The organism is Stutzerimonas tianxiuensis (genome assembly GCF_053470365.1).
The window spans coordinates 64,462-85,339 of sequence record NZ_JBPVWS010000004.1 but is presented as its reverse complement, the minus strand read 5'-3'; the positions used below and the strand labels follow the sequence as shown (position 1 = coordinate 85,339).

The window sequence follows — 20,878 nt, the reverse complement described above, 5'->3', positions numbered from 1 at the left end:
GGAAGGTTCAAGCCCAGCGGCGAAATATCAACGACGTGTTGATGCCGCCGAAGGCGAAATTGTTGTTCATCACATATTCGTGCTGCATGGTGCGCGGTGCACCGATGAGGTAGTCCAGTTCACCGCAGCGCGGATCAATGCTGTCCAGATTCAGGGTGTGAATGTAATGGTCGCGGTTCATCATTTCGATACTGAACCAGGACTCCAGCGCGCCGCAGGCACCTAGCGTATGGCCGAGAAAGCTCTTCTGCGAGCTGATTGGCATGCGGCTGCCGAACAGCGATTGAGTCGCCAGGGTTTCAGCAATGTCGCCCTGTTCGGTGGCGGTGCCGTGGCCATTGACGTAGCCGATGGCGTCGGGCTGCAGGCAGGCGTCTTCGAGGGCCAGCTGCATCGCGCGGCGCATGGTCTGCTGCTCCGGCTTGGTGGCGTGCTGACCGTCGGCGTTGCTGCCAAAGCCGACCAGCTCGGCATGGATGGTGGCGCCGCGGGCCAAGGCATGCTCGAGCTCTTCCAGTACCAGCATGCCGGCGCCTTCGCCGATCACCAGGCCATCGCGGCCGGCGTCGTAGGGACGCGGAGACGTATGCGGCGCGTCGTTCTTCAGGCTGGTGGCATATAGCGCGTCGAAGACCATGGCTTCGGTGGCACAGAGCTCTTCGGCGCCGCCCGCAAGCATCATCGGCAGACGGCCGAACTTGATCGCCTCATAGGCGTAGCCAATGCCTTGGCTGCCGCTGGTGCAGGCACTGGACGTGGGAATGACCCGCCCAGTCAGGCCGAAGAAGATGCTGATATTCGCCGCTGTGGTGTGCGGCATCATGCGGATGTAGGAGTTGGCGTTGAGCCCGTCGGCCACCGAGTTGAGCAGCATGTTGCCGAAGGCCTTGATCTCTTCGGTACTGCCGGTGGATGAACCGCAGGCGACACCCATGCGCCCGTCGCGGATTGACGAGTCATCGAGCAGGCCCGCATCAGCAAGGGCCTGTTCGGCGGCCTTTACCGACAACTTCGACACCCGGCCCATGCTGCGCAGTTGCTTGCGCGTCCAGTGCTTAGGTACGGAGAAGTCATCCACCGGTCCCGCCAATCGGGTATTGAGTTCGGTAAACCGGTCCCACTCCGGCATGTAGCGAATGCCGCTGCGGTTGCTGCTGAAGTGAGCCTCGATGCTGGCCCAGTCGCTGCCCAGTGAAGTGATGCCGGCCATGCCGGTGACGACGACGCGTTTCATCAGCACAATCCGCCATTCACTGCCAGGACCTGCCGGGTGATGTAGCTGGCCTCGTCCGACATCAGGAAGTTGACCGCGCCGGCGACTTCCTCCGGGGTGCCCATGCGCTGTGCAGGGATCATCTTGAGCATTTCCTCGATGGGCAGGTCGTCATCGAGCATGTCCGTATCGATCAACCCTGGCGCAACGCAGTTGACCGTGATGCGGCGCTTGCCGAGTTCGACGGCCAGCGCCTTGGCGGCGCCGATCACGCCCGCTTTGGACGCGCTGTAGTTGACCTGGCCACGGTTGCCGATCAGCCCCGATACGGAGGTGATGCAAACGATGCGGCCTGGCTGGCGACGGCGGATCATCGGCATGGTCAGGGGGTGCAGGACGTTGTAGAAGCCGTCCAGGTTGGTGCGCATGACCAGATCCCAGTCGTCTTTGGTCAAGGCCGGAAAGGCGCCGTCGCGGGTCAGCCCGGCATTGCAGACCACCCCGTAGTAGGCGCCGTGGGTTTCAACATCCGCTTCCAGATGTTCTCTGCATTGCGCGCGATCCGCGATATCGAACTGCAGGATGCGCGCGGTGCGGCCCATGTCCTGAATCTGCGCCTGCACGGTTTCCGCCTCGTCTCGTCGCGTTCGGCAATGGAGGACGAGGTCATGGCCACTTTGCGCCAAGCGCAAGGCAATGGCGCGGCCGATGCCGCGGCTGGAACCGGTGACAAGGATGGTTTTACTCATGGGGAAGGCTCTTGCAGATAGCTCGCCACTTCGGGCGGGCGGAACACGTTGAGACGCGCCTCGGCATGGATACCGGGCCCGTCGAGATGGCATTCGAACACGCCCATTCCGTTGTCATCCTGCAGCGAACGCAGCGCATGGATGCGTAACTGGCTGCCGGCCGGGAAATGCTCGACATTGCACTGGAAACGGCGGGTGCCCAACAAAAAGCCCAGTTCCACTGGCAGCCCGGCCAGGCGCGCCTGGCAGCCGGCAAAGGCGGCGACAGTCTGCGCCATGATTTCGATGCCGGCCCAGGCCGGCAGGCTGCCGTCGGGCAGGTTGAGCAGGCCGGTGCTTTTGACCCGCAGGTGCGTCGTAATGCTATCCGCATCGAACGACTCGACCGCATCAAGCAGAATCATGTCTCCGGCGTGGGGCAGCAGTCCGGCGACTGGCCAATCGATCATGGTGCATCTCCCAGGATCAGGCTGATGTTGTTGCCACCAAAGGCAAAGGAGTTGCTCATCATGCGTCGTGGCCTGGTCGTCGCTGCCGTCACGGTGCCGGCTACGACGAAGTCCAGGCGCGGCAGTTCGGCATCTTGCTCGCCATCCCAGCGATGCGGCGGCAGCCGCTGTGCAGGATTATGGTCGGACAGGGTCAGCCAGCAGAATGCCGCTTCCAGTGCGCCAGCGGCGCCCAGTGTATGACCGGTGAGCGGCTTGGTGGATGAGCAGGGCACACCCTTCGGAAATACCCTGGCCACAGCGTGGCTCTCCATCGCATCGTTATGCCGCGTGGCGGTGCCGTGCAGGTTCAGATAGCTGATCTGTTCGGCGAGGGTGTTGGCGCTGTTCAACGCTTTGTCCATTGACGCTATTGCGCCCTGGCCCTGCGGGTCGGGGGCTGAGATGTGGTGGGCATCGGAACTGGCACCGCCTCCAAGCAGGGCAATCGGCGCGTGCTCCCGGGTCATCAGGAACACCGCAGCTGCTTCGCCAATGTTGATGCCGTCGCGGTTGACCGAAAAGGGATTGCAGACATGTGTGCTGGTCGCTTCCAGCGCGCTGAAGCCGCGCAGGGTCAGATCGCACAGGGTGTCGACGCCGCCACAGATCACCGCATCGCACACGCCTGCGTCGAGCAACCGTTTGGCGCTGAGCAGCGCGCGCGCACTGGACGTACAGGCCGTGGATATCGAGTAGCTCGGGCCGCTAAGCTGCAGCCGCTCGCTGACAAAGCTGGCCGGGGCGCTGAGCTCCTGATGATTGTAGTGATAGCTGGACGGGAGATGCCCGTCGCGTGTCAGGCGGGCTATGCCCTCGATCGCTTCCTGAATACCCGAGGTACTGGTTCCCATGACTACGCCTACGCGGCTTGGGCCGAAGCGGGAAATCGCCTGGTGCACGTCGGCTTCGATTTCGTCCAGCGCGGCCAGCAGCAGCTGGTTGTTGCGGGTGACGTGCCGCAACGGTGCACTGACAAGCGCGGGCAGCTCGCCGGAAACGGCGCCCACCGGCAGGCTGCGCCCGGCAATGGTTCGCGGATGTAGCCGCATACCCGAGTTGTCGCCTTCGAGCAGGCATTTGGCAACGTCTGCCTTGCCCCGTCCCAAGGCGCAAATCAGCCCGAGTGCATTGAGGTAGGCGGTCATCGTTGAGGCGGTCCGGGTGGGGCGATAGGCGCGACACGATAGGTCAGTGTCGGCCCGACGTCGAGTTCGAAACGTCCATTGTCCAAATAGCGAACCTGCCAGGACGCGGTATCTTGCGCCAATGATCGGCTGTGCCGTCGTAACGTCCACGATCTGCCGGCATAGAGCGTGTCCAGTTGCTCGGCGGGGCTTAGTGCGAACAACAAGGCGGCAAACAGCGTGCGGGCTTCAGCATTGGGCGGCAGCAGCCCATCGGCTTGCCAGCGCCCATCCCGCAGCAACTGGCGCGCCAGCGGCACGCCCAGGGGCGTGAGCAGCGACCAACGCAAGGCTGCCTCTTCCTGCTGGATAACCAACAGCCAATCATCCATCTGGCCTTGCTGGTGACGCTGGACATGCAGCTGCATCGGCAACATCAGCCGTGGCGTTTGGCTTGGCAGCGGCGGCTGTTGCGCGCAGGCACCGAGTAACAGCAGCAGCGACAGCCAGGTCAGCGATAAGAGGTCGGTCTTCAACGCAATCATGCGGGCGTCGGCGTGGCGCAGAGTTCGGCCAGTACCCGCAGGCGACGTCGGGGCTCGGCGACATAGGGGTTGCGGTTGTCCCAGGCGTAACCGGCCAGTATCGAGCAGATCATTCGGCGAATCTCCGGCTGGGCACGTTCGTAGTAAATGACATCCTGAAAGCTGCCGTCGTACCAGCCCTCGACATAGGCGCGGAAGGTTTCCACGCCTCGCTTGAGCGGCGTCGCAAATTCGCTGTCCCAGTCCACTGACTCGCCACTCAGCTGTCGGTGCAATACCGCAGCCGCCATGCTCGCCGAGCGCATCGCGATGGTGACGCCGGATGAAAATACCGGGTCGAGAAACTCGGCCGCATTGCCCAGCAGGGCAAAACCGGGTCCGTGCAGCGCTTTGACGTTCGCCGAATAGCCATTGATCAGGCGTGCCGGCGTATCCCACTCAGCATGCTTGAGGATGCGCTGGAGATTGGGCGCCTCCATGACGAATTCCTTGAGACAGGCATCCAGATCCAGCGGACGTCCTTCGTAGCGCTCGGCACTGGCCACCACGCCCAGCGAGCAGCGGCCGTTGCTGAACGGGATGGTCCAGAACCATACATCGCGCCATTCTGGGTGGGTGGTGATGAGGATCTTGTCGCGGTCGAAGTGTGGATCGTTGATGTTGTCGGTGATGTGGGTGAACACCGCACGGCGAAGCGGAAAGCTCGACGGCGCTTCCAGATCGAGCAAGCGCGGCAGCACCCGGCCGTAGCCACTGGCGTCGAGGACAAATTCGGCCTCCAGCGCATAGTCGCTACCGTCGAGGCGGCGCACCTGCAGACTCGGGCGCGGCCCGCCGAAATCCGCGGCGGTAATTTCCTCTTCGTAACGAATCTCGACGCCTTGCAGGGCAGCCTGGTCGGCCAGCAGTTGGTCGAAGTCCGCGCGCTGCACCTGATAGGTACTGCCGTGGCCCTCGGTAAATTTGTCGCGAAAATCGAAATCCGTATAGCGCTCGCCACAACCGAAGGCCGCCCCGTGCTTGGTCTGGAAACCTGCAGCCTGTACCGCCTCGAGCATGCCGGCTTCCTCGATGAAATCCAGGCAATGCGAGAGCAGGCTCTCGCCAATCGAAAAGCGCGGAAAGCGCTGTCGTTCGATGATCAGTACGTCGTGCCCCTGACGCTTGAGCAGCGCAGCGGCAATGGCCCCGGAAGGCCCGGCGCCAATAACGACAACGCGACGGTTTTCTGAATGCGAGGATGCCTTCATGTAATCGACTCGACAAGGGTGACGGACGCCGGTTGCTGCCGGCGGGTTGGGTAAAACGATTCGGTATCCAGGCGAACCTCGTGACTTCGCCGCGCAGGAGTGCTGGCCCAGGCCTGGCGTGGGCATGACGCGGCGCGGTGCTGGACGGTCAAGATGCTGGGTCTCCGACGCGTTCTGCTGCCCACGGTGCGAGCAGAAAGGCAAAGACCAGGCCGATGCCCACCGCCAGGCCAAAGTTGCTGACGGCTGGCGTGCTGGACAAGGCCAGTAGACCGAAAGACAGCCAGGTGGTGGTGGCCGCGAGAAGCGTACCCACCAGGCTTACTGCGGCGCCGCCGATCTGCTCACGCATGAGAATCGCGTAATCGACGCCGATCGCCGTGACCAGCAGCAGACCGAACAGGCCAAACAGCGTCAACGGTTGGCCCAACCAGCCGAGGCAGGCCAGGCTGCCCAGCGCAGCCAGCAACGGAACAGCCAGGCAGCGCAGCGCACCGCGCCAGCCAAATGGCAGGCATAGCAGGGCCAAGATGACCACGGCCGCCAGCACCTTGAGTAGTGCGGCCTGACGCTGGGTTTCAGCGAACAGACGGTTCAGGTCAGCGGGCCGGTCGACAAGTCGGACGCCGTCGATACCGTCGGCCAGGCCGTGCAGCGCCGAGCTGTCACGAAGTCCCTGAAGGCTGATCAGCCCGGCAACCGAGCCGTCGCTTCGGGTGCCCAGCCAGAGCGGGCGCCAAGGCTCGGCAAGCGGCCCCGCCAGCACCTGGTCGAGGCTGGTCACCGGGCGTGTCTCTAGATCGGTAAGTTCCTGTTCGAGTGCCCCGTTTGGCATGCCAAGCGCTCGCAATGGCTGGCTGTTCTCGAGCAAACGTGGCAAGGCGAGATGAAGGCTTTCCTGAGCAACGGTCGAGGCGGCCAGCTGACTCAGGGCCAGGTACCCGTGCAGCGTTTGCTTCGCCACCAGCTCATCAAGGCGAATGCCTAGGGCTTCCTGGCGCTCCAATAATTCGTCGGTGGTTTTCGCGCTAACCAGGAAATACTGGCTGGTCGGCTCGAAGCCGGTGATCTTGCCGATGCGCTCAGCCTGCTGTAGCAGCGCTGGCGCGCGGCTGGTCCACTGGCGCAGGTCATCCTTGAACGACACCTGGCTGATTCCGACCAGACAGAACGCCACGAAGCAGGCCAATAGCCAGCGCGAGGGGACGTGAATGAGCAGGCGGCTGCGCCAGTTCAGCGCGCGTTCAGCCCAGCTCAGCGGGGCGACCCAGGGCTGTAGCGGAACGTTCACCAACGAGGGCAGCAGGCAGGTGGCGCACGCGAAGGCGCCAAGCAGCCCCGCGGCAGAAAACACCGCGACCTGGCTCAGTGCTGGAAATGGCGTGAACGCCATGGCCAGATAGCCGATGACGTTGGTTGCCAGCGCCAGCGCGAGACCGGGCAGTGTCAGGCGCAAGGCCCGAAAGGCCTGCCATGGCTGCAATGTCCAGCTCTTGGACAGATAGTGCAGCGGAAAATCGATGCTCACTCCCACCAGGCTGGCCCCCAGCACCAGGGTCAGCACATGGATCTGACCGAACAGTGCAACGCAGGCCGCGGCACCACTGAGCGCGCCGACCAGCACCGGCAGAGCGACCAGCAGGACGCGCGGCGTACGAAACAGCAGATGCAGCAAGGCGAGCGTGGCGACCAGCGAGACGCTGCCGATCAGGCTCGCTTCCTCTCGCGCCTGACGCTGTCCATAGGCGGCATGGAGCACACCGCCAGCTGCGAGCAGCTCGCCCTGTTGAGCTTCGACCCAGCGGCGCGCGTCACGGACTTGATCGTCGACCAGCAGCGGCAACTTGTCATCAAAGGCGTCGCCGTCGATCTGCGCGTGGATAACGGCCCAACGCTGACCGCCGTGTTCGGCGACGAGCGCGCCATCAAGGCGCGGGTGGATATGGCCCGGTTGCGGCAGCCGCCGCTGCGCCAGGTCGGCCAGGCCGAACCAGTCTTCTTCAACCGGCACCAGGCTTGTGCTTTCAAAGGGGCTGAACAGGCGCTGCAGGCGCTGTTGGATGAACGCTTCGGGTGAGGCAATCAGGGCTTCACGGCTGGCCCTGTCGAGCAATACCAGGCGTTGATCCAGTAATTGCTGGCGCAGCGCGGGCAAATCGGCCTGCACGGAGCGACGAATCTGCGCAAACAGGCCGCTGGCCTTGAGGTTGCCTGCGACGACCTTGGCCAGCGCGACGGCAGTGTCTTCGTCGTCATGCTGAACCAGCAGCATCAGGTCGCGATTCAGCGGTTCCTGCACGCGTTGCTCGGCAAGCTGCTCCAGCTCGCCAGGCGCCCCGCTGGGAAGCAACTGCAGTAGATTAGCGCTGACCGGCGGGCCATCGCGCCATTGCCATGCGGTCAACCCGACCAGTCCGAGCAGGGCTACAAAGAAGAGTGAGGAGAGCCAGGCCGGCAGCCTGAGCGCATGATCAGTCGGCGAGGTCATGGTGCTCGCTGGGGCTCAACTGATGGTTGATCTGTAGGTCGGTCAGCTGCAGCAGGGTGCTGTCGCCTTGGGTTTCACGCAGCTCGATACGCTCGGCGGTGACGCTTCCCTGAATCAGAATGCTGGAGAAAATCTGCGCAAGCAGTGGCGCGCGCGGTGTAAGCGCCAACGTCCAGGCCTCTGCCGTTCCCGTCAGGTGCAACTTGAAATCGCGCTGCAAGGCTTCGGTATCGCCCTGCAGTACGGCCAGGAACAGCTCGTTCTGTCGCGATGCGGGCCCTTGCTGACGGGTCGGCTGCCAGCCGCTGGGCGTGCGTCGGGCGATTCCCGCAGCGCTGATGCGGTAATCCTGTTGCACCGGCGCTTGCAGCAACCAGAGCAGGCCGCTGTCGCGTGCCAGCACGAAGGTACCCACGCTGACCAGCGGCTGGGGCAGGGCGCGCAGGTGTTTTTCCTGCGTAAAGCGGCCGCGAACAATTGAGGGCTCGCGCAGTTGCAAACTGAGTTCGAGCAGGTCGAACGCATGGGCGCGGGTGGTCACGGCCAGCAGCAGGCCCAGGGCAAGCAATGTGCGCCAATACGGGCGGTCGGATCGGCGCATCACAGCAGTGCCCGCTCCACGGCATCGACCAGTACCTTTGGCGAGGCCAGCAGCATTTCGCGGCTGGCGATTTCCACGGCAACCTGAACGGTGCTGCCGCGGGTCATGCGCTCGCCGGTCTCGGCGTCGGTGATCAGGTAATTGATCTTCAGGCGGTTCTCCCACTCGACCAGATCGGCGCGAACAACGATGCGCTGATTGAAACGGGCGCCCCGCATGTAGCGCAGCTGCACGTCGATGATCGGCCAGGCATAACCGGCGTCCTTCATCTGTACATAGTTGTGGCCGATGCGCTCGAGCAAGGCGCAGCGCGCCATCTCGAAATATTTGACGTAATGGCCGTGCCAGACGATGTCCATGGAGTCGACGTCGAAAAAGGGCACCAGCACTTCGATTTCTGCCTGCAGTACGCCGCCCTTACGCATACAACCCCCAGTGCTGCGCGCGAATACGCAGGAGGCACAGGCGCAGCTCCCCTTCCAGCGCACGGTCCTCGATCAGCGGTGGGAAGTCTTCGCCAAGGGCTTCGTGCATCCGTGCGATCGGTGCCGGTAGTGTCCGCGCCGCTGGCTGACGCTGGCGCAGCCAGACGCCTTGGTTCGCAGCGATCAGCGCGGCGGCCGCCACCTGTTCGGTCAGCTCCAAACTACGCAATGCGTCGCGCGCGGCAATGGTGCCCATGCTGACCTTGTCCTGGTTGTGGCACTCGGTCGAGCGCGAAAAGACGCTGGCCGGCATGCTGTTTTTCAGAGCCTCGGCGGTCCAGGCGCTGGCGCCAATCTGCACCGCCTTGAAGCCGTGGTTGATCATCGCCGTGGCAGCCGGCGCGCCAGAAAGGTTGCTTGGCAAGCCGTGGTTGTAGCGAGTGTCGACCAGCAGCGCCAGTTGTCGGTCGAGGAGGTCGGCGACGTTGGCGACGAGGTTCTTCAGACTGTCCATGGCAAAGGCGATGTGCCCGCCGTAGAAGTGCCCGCCGTGCAGCACGCGCTCGTTGTCGGCGTCGATGATCGGATTGTCATTGGCGCTGTTCAATTCGGTTTCGATGAATTGCCGCAGCAGGCCCAGGCTGTCGGCCAGGACGCCGAGCACGTGCGGCGCGCAACGCAGTGAGTACCGGTCCTGCAGGCGATGCAGCGGCGCGGTGGGTGCATCGATGGCAAGGTCCTGACGAATCCAGGCGGCCACCTGGGTTTGCCCCGGGTGCGGCTTGGCCGCGAACAGGCGCTCGTCGAAATGCTCGGGATTGCCTTCCAGTGCGATGACGTTGAGCGCAGTGATCCGGGTGGCCAGCTTCAGCAGGTAATCGGCGCGGGCATAGGCGAGGCAGGCCAGGCCGGTCATTACCGCCGTGCCGTTCATCAACGCCAGGGCTTCCTTGGGGCGCAGGGTCAGCGGCGTCCAGCCAAGCTGGCGGTGTACCTCGGCGGCGCTGCGGTGCTCGCCGCGATACATCACCTCTCGCTCGCCAGCCAGGGTTGCCGCGACATAGGACAGCGGCGTCAGGTCACCGCTGGCACCGACCGAGCCTTCTTCGGGGATCAGCGGCAGCACGTCATGTGCGAGGAACGCCTGCAAACGCTCGAGCAACTCGATGCGCACCCCGGACATGCCGTGGGTCAGCGAGCGCAGGCGCGCAGCCAGGACTGCGCGCGTGGCTTCGGCGTCGAGCAGCTTGCCAAGGCCGCAGCCGTGGAAGGTAAACAGGTGCTGCGGCAGTGCCTCGACCTGGTGCAGCGGCACCGCCACTACGCAGGAATCCCCGTAGCCGGTGGTCACGCCGTAGATCACGCCTTCGCGGTCGAGCAGGGTGTCGAGAAACTGCGCGCCGCGGGCGATCCGCTCGCGGAACGCCGTGTCGGCCTGCAGCTGGGCGGGCGCACGGCCCTGGGCGACGGCCAGCAGGTCTTCGATACGCAGGTGGTGTTCACCAAAGATCACGGGCTCAGGGTTGTTCATGGGTGTTCCAGAAAGGGTAGAAGTTGAACCACTGCAAAGGGGCTTCCAGACAGCGTGCCGCCAGTCGATCCGCGTAGCGCTGCACCCACGCCTGCACCACGGCGTCGCGCTGGCCACGCCGCCATTCGACGCGATCGGCGAAGGGCTCCAGATGGACATGGAATTGCCCTGCATGTTTCAGGCAGAACAACAGATTCGCCGGACACTGCAGCAGGCCGGCCAGTAGCCAGGGCCCCTGTGGAAACGCGGCCGGCTGGCCAAGAAAGTCAGCGGTGGCAATGCGCACGCCCTGCAGCGGCACCCGGTCACCGGCAATGGCCAGCCATTCGCCCTGATCCAGCCGGTGGGACAGCTCCATCATGATCGCCGGGTCCAGCTCGCTGACCTGAATCAGCCGCAAGTTGCTGGCACCGGATTCACCCAGCAAGCGGTTGAACTGCTCGGCGTGACGCGTGTGCACCAGGACATTCATCTTGACCTTGCGGCCCATCTCCGCCAGGGCCCGGCAGATCTCCAGGTTGCCCAGGTGCGAGCCGACCAACAGCTGGCCGCGCGGCGCCTTGAGGTCCGCGTGCAGGTCGGCGCTGTCGTGCAGCACCAGTCGATCCAGTGCCAGGCGGCCGCCCCAGACATCGAGTTTGTCCAGCAAGGCATCGGCGAAGGCCATGAATTGGTGATAGACCGAGCGCCAGCCAGGCGTCAGGTCGGCGCGGCCGCTATAGGTCGCAAGGTTCCGCTGGTACTGCCAGGCGCTCTGCCGCGCGCTGCGGTTGAACAGGTAGAAATACAGCACGATCAGGTACAGCAGCGGCGCCATGGCGCGTCGGCCAAGCAGGCGCACGGCCCAGGCCGTCAGCTTCATCAAGGCATAGCTGCCGCGTTCGCGGTGCGCGGCCCAGTGCGAGCCGGCCGCGGCTTTTTCGCTCATCGACACAGCCGCCGCCAGAGCAATGCGGGCGCTCGCATGAGCATGCCGCCAAACAGTCGCGCGTGCATCGACGAGATCAGCAGGTTGTCGTGCCAGAGGCGAAAATGCGAAATCCCACCGACTGGATAATGTACCCGCGTCGGCAGCCAGACCATCGGTTGCTCACGCCAGTGCAGCCGCACCAGGATTTCCGTGTCGAAGTCCATGCGCTGCCCCAGCCTCGTCGTGTCGAGCAGGGCGAGCGTTGGCTGCAGCGGGTAGATACGGAAGCCGCACATGGAGTCGCGAATCGACAACGACAGGGTGTTGATCCAGACCCAGACATGGGTCAGGTAGCGGGCATAGAGGCGCCCTTTGGGCACGCTCGAATCGTACTGGGGATAGCCACAGATCAGCGCATCCGGCGCCTGGCTGGCGCGGTCGAGAAACAGCGCCACGCCTCCGAGGTCGTGTTGGCCGTCGGCATCGACCTGCAAGGCATGGCTGAAGCCCAGGCGCACTGCTTCGCGCAGGCCGGAGGCCACCGCAGCGCCTTTGCCCTGATTGCGACGGTGGCGAAGCAGGTGCACCAACGGATGCTCAGCCAGCTCATCGATAACCGCTGCTGCGGCCGGGCTGGAGCCGTCATCGACGAGCACGCACGGCAGGTCTTCGGCGAGTAACGCCTGAACGACAGCGGGCAGGCTGGCCTCGTGGTTGTACACCGGCACCACCGCGCAGGGCTTGAACCAGTCGTCAATCGCTAGCGACAACTGTTGAGGGCTTTCTGTAACGGGCACGGTCGCCATCGCAGGCTCAAGCGGGGTTAGCGTGGTCACAGTGGATCTCCCAACAGAATGCGGCCGGACGAGCAGGGCGCATCTCCCTCGCCGTTGCGGTATGCGAAATGCAGCTTGCTGCGCTCGCGGTCGAAGCGAAGCGTCAGGCTCAACCGATCACCCGGACGGGCAAGCTGTTGGAACTTGAGCACTTCCATGCCCTGAAAGCGTGGCGGAAGGTCGGCGATCAGCTCGCGGGCAAGGCCGATGGCCCAGTCGATTTGCACCACGCCGGGCAGAACCGGGGTTTGAGGAAAGTGCCCGGTGAAGTGCGCCAGGTCCGGCGGAATGGCCAGCTGGAGCTGCCATTGATCCCCTTCCTGCAAAACGCTGAGCCGCTCGGGCTGCAGCGGTCTGGGCGCGAGCAACAGCGAGTCGAGCTGCGCCTGGGGGAGCTTGCCCTGGCTGTTGACCGGCAGGCGGGTCACCAGCCGCCAGCGACGCGGCAAGGCCAGCGCTTCGCAGTGCTTCGCCAGGTGCTTGCGCAGCGTTTCGGTCAGTGCGCGCCGACCCCCGTTGCGCAGTGCATGCAGGCCCGCCTCACTGAGCGCAACTAGCGCCGCGAGGTAGGCACGATTTTCAGTGATGACGCCGAGTTTCGTATCGCTGACAAACGGGTGTTCGGCCAGCGCCGCTTCCAGCATCGGTAGGGAGATGCGCTTCTCTTCAAGCTTGACGATGCGGTCCAGTCGACCAAGCAATTCGAAGCGCCCGTCCGCCTCAATGCGCGCGGCATCCGCCGTCTGTTCGATCTGCCCTGGCGGCAGGCAGGGCGAAGCGATGCGCAACGCGCCCTGATCATCCTGGCTCAACTGGACGCCGGTGAAGGGTTGCCAGAGCATTCCGCCCTGGCGCCAGGCGATGCCGCCGGTCTCCGAGCTGCCGTAGATTTCTGTCGGCAGCTGACCCAGGCGTTGCTCCAGTCGCTGCGATGCCTCGGTATCCAGGGCTCCGCCCGAGGAAAAGACCCGGCAAACGCTGCGCAACGCCGGCCAGTCGAGGTTGTCCCCCATCCGTTTGAGCAACGCCGGGCTGGCCACCCAGCAGAAACGCGGATGCTGACGGCTGGCCAGCTGGATATCTTCTGAAAATGGCTGTGCGCGGCGCAGAAAAGGCCGGCCAGCGCACAATGGCCAGAGCACCCGGAACAGCAATCCATAGATGTGCTGCGCGGCGACGCTGGCGATCACGCAGGCGTCGCCGAGGTCGGCTCCCCAGCAGGCTTCGAGCGTTTCCACCTCGTTCGCCAGCTGGCGCAGGCGTTTTTCGATCAGCTTCGGTTCGCCACTGGAGCCAGACGTGCATAGCAGCAGTCGGCACCCGTCCAGATCCAACTTCGCCCCTTCCACCGGCTCGGCGAACAGTTCCGACAGACGCACATCGCCGTCCAGGTCCGTCAGCCACAGGTCAGCCTGATGGGCCAGGCGCGCGCGGCTGGCAGGCTGCAGGTCGGCCGGCAGCAGCACGGTTACCCCAGCTCGCCAGGCGCCGAGCAACGCAACGGCAAGCTCGGCAGCATCCTCCAGATGAACAGCCAGCCGGGCCACCCCACGGTTGCGCAGTCCGGCCGCCAGGCGCAGCGCTTGCTGGCGCAGCTCGGCATGATCAAGGGAGGGGTTGAGGGTAACCGGGCGCGACCTGGGGGTATGGTCGAGCAGGTGTTCGAGGGCAATCCAGTTCATGTAGCGTTCCTGATGCGCTGGCGGACACACCACTCCCCGGCAAACAGCAGCCCCATCAGCAGATAGGCGATCAATCCGGTGTAAAGCGTCCACCAGCTCAGCGGCGCCCAGAGCGCGAGCGCGCTGGCGATGCTGGCGTTGACGACGAAATAGCCCACCCAGACCCAGGTGACCTGGCGCGTATAGCGTATCGCCGCGGGAGGGAGGTCGGGTTCGCTGAGCCGTGCCAGGCGCTCGATGATCGGCATTCCCGTGCAGAGACTGCCGGCAAACAGGCCGAACAGGGCCAGGCTGATCAGCACGGGGTACCAGCGCAACAAGGCGGGCTCGCCCGCCAGTCCGAGCAGCAGGCAGAACAGCAGTGCGCTTGCGGCCATCGTGTAGTTCAGCGGCGTCTGCTTTCCGCTAAGCAGTTTGGCCACCCAGAGCGCGCCAAGCAAAACGGCAAACAGGCGAGGCGACAGGTGCTCCAAACCCAGGTACACGGCGAACGGGTAGGCGAGGCCGGCGAGCAACAGGCCCAGCCCTGTCATTCGGCTCGCGTTCGCCTTAGCTGTTCGTGTGGGAGGTTGCATCATGCCGTCCGTTTTTGCGCATAAAGGCGTGATCCAGGAAGCGCTGGGGCCCCCGGACATGCTTGTTCGGTTGATCGAGAGGCTCAGGCCGGCTGAGGGTTCACCAGTCGATACACGGCCTCGACGACATCGCCCACGGTCCGTACCGACTTGAACTCCTCTGCGGCGATCTTCTTGCCCGTCTGGCGCTTGATGTGATCGATCAGGTCGACGGCGTCGATGCTGTCGATCTCCAGGTCCTGATAAAGGTTGGCGTCCAGGCTGATTCGCTCGGGTTCGAGTTCGAACAGTTCGACCAGTGCGTCGCGCAGGGTCTGGAAGATCTCGTTGCGGCTTTCCATTTCAGGCCTCCTCGGTGACGGCGCGGTTGGCGCTGACGTAGGCGGTCAGGCTGTCGACACTGGCGAAATGCTTGCGGGTGTCTTTGGCGTCAGCGTCGATCTTGATGCCGAAGCGCTTCTGGATCGCCAGACCCAGCTCCAGTGCATCGACCGAATCCAGCCCGAGGCCGTCGCCGAACAAAGGCTGATCGGCGGCTATGTCGTCCGGCCCTAGGTCTTCCAGACCGAGGGCGTCGATGATCAGTTGCTTGATTTCAAGCTGCAGTTGGCTCATCGAGTGCGAGCTCCTTTATGAAGTGTCGGTGCAGATGATCGTTGAGTTGCCGCGAAGCGAGGGGTGCTGCGCCACGCGAAGCGAACACCTGCGGGTCGATATCCTCACCGACGCGCAGATGGAAATGAAAACGTCTCGCCGGAATGCGATACCAGGGCTCGGCCTTGGTGAGGGTGGTGGGCGTCACGCTGATCACAACCGGTGTCACCAGGCGCGCACCGCGCAGGGCGATGGCCGCCGCGCCGCGGTGAAATTGCGGTGCCTGGCCGGGCGTGGTGCGCGTGCCTTCGGGAAAGATGATCAGGGTCTGCCCCTGGCGCAGCGCGTCTGCAGCTTCATCCAGCATCTCGGCGCTGCCGTTGTTGCTGATGTACTGAGCCGCCCGGATCGGTCCACGGGTGAAGGGGTTGTCCCACAGGCTCTGCTTGACCACACAGTTGGCATCGCGAATCAGCGCGATCAGCACCACCACGTCGATCAGCGAAGGATGGTTGGCGATCACCAGCTGCCCTGGGCGGCCGAGGCGTTCGGCGCCCTCGACCTCGTAGGTCAATACGCCGCTGCGATACATGAACTGAACGAACAGCCAGAACAGCCGGCTTACGGTCTGGCGCGCCCGACGGCGGTGTTCGGCTTTATCGCCGGGCAGCAGAGCCAGCAGCGGGAACACGATCAGGCGCAGACAGAGCCCGCCGACGCCGAACAGCATGAATGACAGGCCGGTCGCGACCAGGCGCCATAGCCATGGGGCGCTGTATCGACGGTTCAATGGGGCTGCTGCCAGTTCCATTGGCGGCTCCCCCATTGGTGTTGCAAGGTCGGTTGGTTGTTGAGCAGCGCACGGACCAGGTTGATCGCATGCGGATGAACGGTGCAGGTCGGGGTTGGCTCGGCGGCGCCGAGACTTAACTGCCAGGCCTGGCCCGGCTTGAGCAACAGCGCCACGGCATAGGGAAAGCTGACGTCGTTGATCCAGGGCGCGTACACCGCCGGGGGCTGGTCTTCGGCGATCACCACCAGTACCTCTGGGGCGCCTTCGCTGAGCAACAAGGTGGCTTCGAGCACGGCGTGTTCCAGCCCATCCCCTTCGGCGGCAAGCGCCGTCATTTCGCAGGTGTTCTGCTGATGGATGGACCAGAGTCCAATGATCGCGTTGTGCACTGACAGGCTGAATTGTGTCGGTGAAAGCGGCTCTTCACTGGCCAGGTCGTTGAGGATGGCGAAGGTCCGCGCGGTCTCGCCGTGGCGGGACGCATAGACCAGGGGCATTGGCGGTCGGCCGGTCGCCAGCGGCGTGGCCACGGCGAAGACCATGCGCGCCAGGCGGCTCAGGCGGCGACGTTGCATGGCTGGCAGGAAGCTGACATCCGGCTGTACGTCATCGTTTTCGAGCGCGCGCGGGTCCCGGGCCCATTTGGCCCAGTCGTCAGTGCTCGCCAGGCCTGGAGCCCAAGCCTGCCATTGATCGATTTCGAATTGAATCACGCTGAACTCACCGGCTCATCCTCGAGCCTTGTTATTGGCGTGTCGACGTCCCTGTACAGCGACTATCGGTAAATGTCTGCCGTGAAAACGGCGGCATTATCCAATCGCGGTGGAACCTAGGCAAACGTTGCGTGAAATATCCGGATAAAAGGCAGGCCTAATGCACGGAACTGTGAGTCGAGTCCAGTGGTCTGTTCAAAGTTTTGCTGAGTGAAGTCGGGGCTTCTTTCGGCTGCCGACCCTTTATCCAGGCGCGGCAGCCTAACAGGCCCACGGACGGCATCCGTCATATACCGTGCTGCTGCTGCAGCCAGGCCAGCAACTGCGGCAATGGCATCGCACCGCTTTGGCGTGCGACCTCCTGGCCTTGCTTGAACAGGATCAGACTGGGAATCGAGCGAATGCCGAGCTGGCCAGACAATTGCGGATTGGCCTCGCTGTCCAGTTTGGCCAGTCGGCAGCGGCCTTGCAGTTGAGTGGCCGCCTGGCTGAAGACCGGGGCGAAACTGCGGCACGGGCCGCACCAGCTGGCCCAGACATCCACCAGCAGTGGCAAATCACCCTTGATCTGGTTGGCGAACTGGCTCTGCTGCAACTCGAACGGCCTAGGGGGCAACGCCTCCGACTTGCAACGTCCGCAGCGCGGCGCGTCATGCAGTCGGTCGGCGGGGAGGCGGTTGAGACTGGCGCAGTGTGCGCAGGGGATGATCAGCGAGTCGGTCATGGCGAGGCTCCACAGCGGTCTGTCGCAGTAATGTGGAGCCTCGCTGGCCGATATCAAGCCGTGGCGGCGTCGTGGGGCTGCTGGCCTTAGCCCTTGGCGGCGTTCAGGGCCTGGGTCAGGTCGGCGAGGATGTCGTCGATATGCTCGATGCCGATGGACAGCCGGATCAGGTCTTGAGAGACCCCCGCTCGGGCGAGTTCTTCGGCGTTCAGCTGGCGGTGCGTGGTGCTGGCCGGGTGGCAGGCCAGCGACTTGGCATCGCCGATGTTGACCAGCCGCACGATGAGCTTGAGCGCATCGATGAAGCGCGCCCCGGCTTCCATGCCGCCCTCGATGCCAAAGCAGAGAATCGACGCCGGTGTGCCGTTCATATAACGGCGCGCCAATGCATGCTCCGGATGATCGGCCAGGCCGGCATATTTAACCCACGCCACCTGCGGGTGTGCCTGGAGGAATTCGGCAACCTTCATTGCATTCTCGCAGTGACGCTCCATGCGCAGCGCCAGCGTCTCCAGCCCTTGCAGGATCAGGAAGGAATTGAACGGCGAAATCGCCGCGCCCATGTTGCGCAGCGGTACCACCCGGCAGCGACCGATGAAGGCGGCGGGGCCGAAGGCCTCGGTGTAGGTGACGCCGTGATAGGACACATCGGGCGTGTTGAGCAGCGCGAAGCGCGCCTTGTGCTGCGCCCAGGGGAATTTGCCGGAATCGACGACGATGCCGCCAATGCTGGTGCCGTGGCCGCCCATGTACTTGGTCAGCGAATGCACGACGATATCGGCGCCATGCTCGATGGGCCGGCAGAGCATCGGTGTGGCGACAGTGTTATCGACGATCAGCGGCACGCCGTGGCGATGCGCGGCATCGGCCAGTGCCTGGATATCGATGATGTTGCCCGCCGGGTTGCCGATGGACTCACAGAACACCGCCTTGGTCTTGTCGTCGATCAGCGCCTCGAGCGCGGCGATGTCGTCGTGGGCGGCAAAGCGCACCTCAATGCCCTGGCGCGGCAGCGTGTGAGCGAAGAGGTTGAAGGTGCCGCCGTAGAGCTTCGCCACCGAGACGATGTTGTCGCCCACTTCGGCAATGGTCTGGATGGCATAGGTGATCGCTGCCATTCCCGAGGCTACAGCCAATGCCGCCACACCGCCTTCCAGTGCCGCGACGCGCTGCTCGAGCACATCGGTGGTGGGGTTCATGATGCGCGTATAGATGTTGCCGGGCACCTTCAGGTCGAACAGGTCCGCGCCGTGCTGGGTGTCGTCGAAGGCATAGGAGGTGGTCTGGTAGATCGGCACGGCCACGGCGCGCGTGGTCGGGTCCGGGCTGTAACCGGCATGGACGGCGAGGGTTTCCCGCTTCATGGGGTGCTCCTTGTTGTTATCGATCGGCAAAGGCCCGGAGCATGAAACTGAACGCCGATGCGGTCAATGATCCAGAGCAACGGCCCCCATCAGAGCGGTGTGAGCGGCCAGAACAGCGGAATGACCAGCGTGGCGACGACCCACAACAACAGGTTCAACGGGATACCAACCTTGAGGAAGTCCGCGAAGCGATAGCCGCCGGCGTTATAAACGAAGGTGTTGGTCTGGTAGCCGATCGGCGTGGCGAAGCTGGCGCTGGCCGCGAACATCACCGCGACGACAAAGGCGCGCGGATCGATCCCGAGCTGCTCGGCTAGGCCGATGGCGATTGGGGTGACCAGCACCGCGACGGCGTTGTTGGACAGGATCTCGGTGAGGACCGAAGTGAACAGGTAGATAAAGGAGAGCATGAACAGCGGGCCAGCCCAGGGCGTCAGGTCGACCACGCCCGAGACAATCAGCTCGACCAGCCCGACCTTGTTCATCGCGATGCTGATGGCGAGCATGCCGAAGATCAGGCTGAGGATCTTCCAGTCCACGGCCTTGTAGGCATCTTCGACATCCAGGCAGCGGGTCGCCAGCACCGCGGCGGCGCCAATGATCGCCAGGCCTTCGATCGGCATCACGCCAAACGCCGCCAGCAACATCACCATCAGCGTGGCGCCAATGGCGATGGGCGCCTTGTCCCGGCGGTAGGCGCGTTCCTGTACGGCGTTGAGGCTGATCAGTTCGCCATTGTCGGCGAACCGTTTGATCTGCCCAGGCGTGCCCTCGACCAGCATCACATCGCCGAATTGCAGCTGGAAGTCGTCGAGGTTGCCCTGAATATTTTCGTCCTGCCGGTGCACGGCCAGCACATTGATGCCGTAGCGGGCGCTGAGGTCGAGATCGCGCATCGGCCGGTGGCTGTAACGGGAATTGCGCCCCACGATGGCCTCGGCGAGCACTTCATTTTCACTGCTGAGGGTTTCGAAGGCATCGCTGCGGTTAAAGGTCAGATGGCCGCTGCCGCGCAGCTCAACCACGTCCTTCACCTGGCCATGGATCACCAGCACATCGCCGGCCAGCAAGGTGAAATCCTGCTCCGGTCGGCTGTGCACCTGGGCATCCCGGTCGATCTGCAGCACCTGCAGGCCGCTGCCACCGTTGAGATTGGCCTCGGCAATGCTCTTGCCGATCACCGGCGATCCCTGCGGCACCCGGAGTTCACTCATGAAGGTGCGATCAAGTCTCGGGCCGAGCAATTTCGACAGAGTGTCGCGCTCGGGCAGCAGCCGCTTACCAATGGTCAGCATGTACAGCATCCCGGCCGCAGCCAGCACCAGTGCTGCACCGGTGATCTCGAACATGCCGAACGGGGCGAGCCCGGCCTTGCGCGCGACCCCATCGACAAGAATGTTGGTCGAGGTGCCGATCATCGTCAGCGTGCCGCCCAGGATGGTGGCGTAGGACAGCGGAATCAGCAGCTTCGAAGGCGTGGTGCCCGCCCGCTTAGCCAGCGAAATCGCCACAGGCGTCAGGATCGCCACCACCGGGGTGTTGTTGAGAAACGCCGAAATGACCAGTGCGGTAATCGTCAGCCCGCCAAGCACACGGGTCGGGCTGGTGCCGACCAGGCCGCCCAGCCAGTTGCCCAGCGCATCGATACACCCGGTACGCTCCAGCGCGGCGGAGATCACGAACATGCAGGCAATGGTGACGGGCGCGGAGTTGGACAACACCCCCAGCACCTCCGCGGGCGTCAGCAACTGGCTGGCGATCAACACCGCCACCGCAATCGCCACCACGATATCCGGGCTCCAGGTCTCCCGCACGAAAGACACCAGCACCCAGAGCAACACGGCGCAGACGAACAGCAGCGGCAGCGAATCGAAGAGCATGAACGTCCTTAACGTGGCGAAACGACCGGCCAACACAACGGCCCCGCGCGAACGATAGGAGCGAGCCCTTAGAGAGTCTAGGAACGTTTATTTCGGTTTATATGCGATTTGGCTATTTGCCAGGCTGGTGCAGCCTTCTCCCCAGATGATGTCTGTGCAGCTGATGATGGTGATAAGCCAAACGAAAAAGCCGCGCAGAGCGCGGCTTTGAAGGCGGTGGGCCCACACGAACTCGAACCGTGGAACAAAGGATTATGAGTTGCCTAGAAATGCTGTAAACCCAGTGAAACCGGGCGTAACTTAGCGCAGGTACAACTAGCTGAAAGTAGCGTCGTAGAGAGGGTTAAGTGTAATTGAGCGAAATTTTTAAAAGCTGGGCACTGTACCGCC

General features: G+C 63.8%; 21 protein-coding genes. All 21 read right to left on the bottom strand.

The annotated features are described in order from the left end of the window. Positions 1–7: 7 nt before the first annotated feature. Positions 8–1,234 (bottom strand): beta-ketoacyl-ACP synthase, encoded by a 1,227-nt coding sequence (locus ACSSNI_RS06990; protein WP_200636346.1) that lies wholly within the window; start codon positions 1,232–1,234, stop codon positions 8–10. Beyond that, a complete protein-coding gene (gene fabG, locus ACSSNI_RS06985) occupies positions 1,234–1,962 on the bottom strand; it encodes a 3-oxoacyl-ACP reductase FabG (protein ID WP_200636348.1) in 729 nt (242 codons plus the stop codon). The genes ACSSNI_RS06990 and fabG overlap by 1 nt, the downstream gene beginning before the upstream one ends. After that, the gene (locus tag ACSSNI_RS06980; protein ID WP_200636350.1) at positions 1,959–2,411 is read right to left on the bottom strand and encodes a hotdog family protein; all 453 of its coding nucleotides are present in this window, start codon (positions 2,409–2,411) and stop codon (positions 1,959–1,961) included. The genes fabG and ACSSNI_RS06980 overlap by 4 nt, the downstream gene beginning before the upstream one ends. Further along, positions 2,408–3,598: a beta-ketoacyl-[acyl-carrier-protein] synthase family protein gene (locus ACSSNI_RS06975; RefSeq protein WP_200636352.1), complete on the bottom strand. Its 1,191-nt coding sequence runs from the start codon at positions 3,596–3,598 to the stop codon at positions 2,408–2,410. The genes ACSSNI_RS06980 and ACSSNI_RS06975 overlap by 4 nt, the downstream gene beginning before the upstream one ends. After that, a complete protein-coding gene (locus ACSSNI_RS06970) occupies positions 3,595–4,122 on the bottom strand; it encodes a DUF3261 domain-containing protein (RefSeq protein WP_200636354.1) in 528 nt (175 codons plus the stop codon). The genes ACSSNI_RS06975 and ACSSNI_RS06970 overlap by 4 nt, the downstream gene beginning before the upstream one ends. After that, positions 4,119–5,372, bottom strand: coding sequence for an NAD(P)/FAD-dependent oxidoreductase (locus ACSSNI_RS06965; RefSeq protein ID WP_200636356.1), 1,254 nt, complete (start codon positions 5,370–5,372; stop codon positions 4,119–4,121). The genes ACSSNI_RS06970 and ACSSNI_RS06965 overlap by 4 nt, the downstream gene beginning before the upstream one ends. A 148-nt stretch (positions 5,373–5,520) precedes the next feature. Further along, positions 5,521–7,860, bottom strand: coding sequence for an MMPL family transporter (locus ACSSNI_RS06960; RefSeq protein ID WP_200636358.1), 2,340 nt, complete (start codon positions 7,858–7,860; stop codon positions 5,521–5,523). Beyond that, the gene (locus ACSSNI_RS06955) at positions 7,844–8,461 is read right to left on the bottom strand and encodes an outer membrane lipoprotein carrier protein LolA (protein ID WP_200636360.1); all 618 of its coding nucleotides are present in this window, start codon (positions 8,459–8,461) and stop codon (positions 7,844–7,846) included. The genes ACSSNI_RS06960 and ACSSNI_RS06955 overlap by 17 nt, the downstream gene beginning before the upstream one ends. Then, complete coding sequence (locus ACSSNI_RS06950) at positions 8,461–8,886, bottom strand: acyl-CoA thioesterase (protein WP_200636361.1); 426 nt, start codon at positions 8,884–8,886, stop codon at positions 8,461–8,463. The genes ACSSNI_RS06955 and ACSSNI_RS06950 overlap by 1 nt, the downstream gene beginning before the upstream one ends. Then, complete coding sequence (locus tag ACSSNI_RS06945) at positions 8,879–10,417, bottom strand: HAL/PAL/TAL family ammonia-lyase (RefSeq protein WP_200636362.1); 1,539 nt, start codon at positions 10,415–10,417, stop codon at positions 8,879–8,881. Before ACSSNI_RS06945 ends, ACSSNI_RS06950 begins: the two co-directional genes overlap by 8 nt. After that, the gene (locus ACSSNI_RS06940; RefSeq protein WP_200636363.1) at positions 10,404–11,345 is read right to left on the bottom strand and encodes an LpxL/LpxP family acyltransferase; all 942 of its coding nucleotides are present in this window, start codon (positions 11,343–11,345) and stop codon (positions 10,404–10,406) included. The genes ACSSNI_RS06945 and ACSSNI_RS06940 overlap by 14 nt, the downstream gene beginning before the upstream one ends. After that, a complete protein-coding gene (locus tag ACSSNI_RS06935) occupies positions 11,342–12,163 on the bottom strand; it encodes a glycosyltransferase family 2 protein (protein WP_418952655.1) in 822 nt (273 codons plus the stop codon). The genes ACSSNI_RS06940 and ACSSNI_RS06935 overlap by 4 nt, the downstream gene beginning before the upstream one ends. Continuing rightward, positions 12,160–13,845, bottom strand: coding sequence for an acyl-CoA synthetase family protein (locus ACSSNI_RS06930; RefSeq protein WP_200636364.1), 1,686 nt, complete (start codon positions 13,843–13,845; stop codon positions 12,160–12,162). The genes ACSSNI_RS06935 and ACSSNI_RS06930 overlap by 4 nt, the downstream gene beginning before the upstream one ends. Further along, positions 13,842–14,378 (bottom strand): COG4648 family protein, encoded by a 537-nt coding sequence (locus ACSSNI_RS06925; RefSeq protein WP_234484318.1) that lies wholly within the window; start codon positions 14,376–14,378, stop codon positions 13,842–13,844. The genes ACSSNI_RS06930 and ACSSNI_RS06925 overlap by 4 nt, the downstream gene beginning before the upstream one ends. A 125-nt stretch (positions 14,379–14,503) precedes the next feature. Next, positions 14,504–14,761 (bottom strand): acyl carrier protein, encoded by a 258-nt coding sequence (locus tag ACSSNI_RS06920; RefSeq protein ID WP_200636366.1) that lies wholly within the window; start codon positions 14,759–14,761, stop codon positions 14,504–14,506. Between the two features lies 1 nt (position 14,762). Next, positions 14,763–15,035, bottom strand: coding sequence for a phosphopantetheine-binding protein (locus ACSSNI_RS06915; RefSeq protein WP_200636368.1), 273 nt, complete (start codon positions 15,033–15,035; stop codon positions 14,763–14,765). Next, on the bottom strand, positions 15,016–15,825 hold the full coding sequence (locus tag ACSSNI_RS06910; protein WP_200636370.1) for a lysophospholipid acyltransferase family protein: 810 nt from the start codon (positions 15,823–15,825) through the stop codon (positions 15,016–15,018). Before ACSSNI_RS06910 ends, ACSSNI_RS06915 begins: the two co-directional genes overlap by 20 nt. Next, complete coding sequence (locus ACSSNI_RS06905) at positions 15,801–16,520, bottom strand: beta-ketoacyl synthase chain length factor (protein ID WP_200636372.1); 720 nt, start codon at positions 16,518–16,520, stop codon at positions 15,801–15,803. The genes ACSSNI_RS06910 and ACSSNI_RS06905 overlap by 25 nt, the downstream gene beginning before the upstream one ends. 286 nt (positions 16,521–16,806) lie before the next feature. Beyond that, complete coding sequence (gene trxC, locus ACSSNI_RS06900) at positions 16,807–17,244, bottom strand: thioredoxin TrxC (RefSeq protein ID WP_200636374.1); 438 nt, start codon at positions 17,242–17,244, stop codon at positions 16,807–16,809. An 86-nt stretch (positions 17,245–17,330) separates the two neighbouring features. Further along, entirely contained in the window at positions 17,331–18,608 is a 1,278-nt protein-coding gene (locus ACSSNI_RS06895; protein ID WP_200636376.1) for a bifunctional O-acetylhomoserine aminocarboxypropyltransferase/cysteine synthase, read from the bottom strand. 89 nt (positions 18,609–18,697) lie between these two features. Next, positions 18,698–20,488: an SLC13 family permease gene (locus ACSSNI_RS06890; protein WP_200636377.1), complete on the bottom strand. Its 1,791-nt coding sequence runs from the start codon at positions 20,486–20,488 to the stop codon at positions 18,698–18,700. Positions 20,489–20,878: the final 390 nt, after the last annotated feature.